The sequence below is a fragment of the Vibrio sp. 2134-1 genome (assembly GCF_033339495.1).
In genome coordinates this window covers 1-636 of record NZ_JAWOUS010000561.1, presented here as the reverse complement: position 1 = coordinate 636, position 636 = coordinate 1, and the positions used below count along the sequence as shown (strand labels likewise).

At 46.2% G+C, this 636-nt stretch carries 1 pseudogene; it reads right to left on the bottom strand.

What is annotated here, in order from left to right:
- Positions 1-636 (bottom strand): annotated as a pseudogene (locus R7R78_RS27235) (methyl-accepting chemotaxis protein); the annotation flags it as partial.

The following is a 636-nucleotide window of genomic DNA, read 5'->3' as shown; positions in this document are numbered from 1 at the left end:
AGAACCATCATGCTGACGTTGCCTATGGTGTTATTGACCATGGCTTCGCGTTCATCAATCAAGTTCGATGCCGACTGCGAAATGCTATCCAAGAGCCTCATGGTTTCATCAGCTAATAACGACGCTTGATGAAACTCACGCTGTTGTTGTTCGCTTTGGGCCAACTTGGCAAGAATGAGTTGCAAAATGCCCTCTTCGTCAAAGCCTGATTTCACCATCTCATAAGGCGCTGTCAAGCTGGCGTAGTCACTGACTTCAGGGTGTAAGGCTTTGAAATCTTCGTAAGCAAGGTTAATCCCCGCAATTCGATTTCGCATCTCCCGATATTCTTTCTCTGCTTTAGGTAAATCGGTATGCATCATCATTACAAGGAAAGTGCTTTCCATCGAACTCGCAGATGCAATAAAACGGTTTGCCGCGTCACTCGACTCAGGATCGTCCAGGCTTAAAAATGAGCTAATTCTGTTCATCTCTGGGCCGATGGAACTCAGTCCATAGCGAAAACCACCAACATTCGCGTCGACGTGCCCTTGCATCTGAATCACTGCGGATTGCTTGAGTAAAATGGAGTTTGTGATTTGGTGCAACGTCTCCACTTTATCTTTTAACTCATTGGAAAGCTGTGGAGCGACTTCG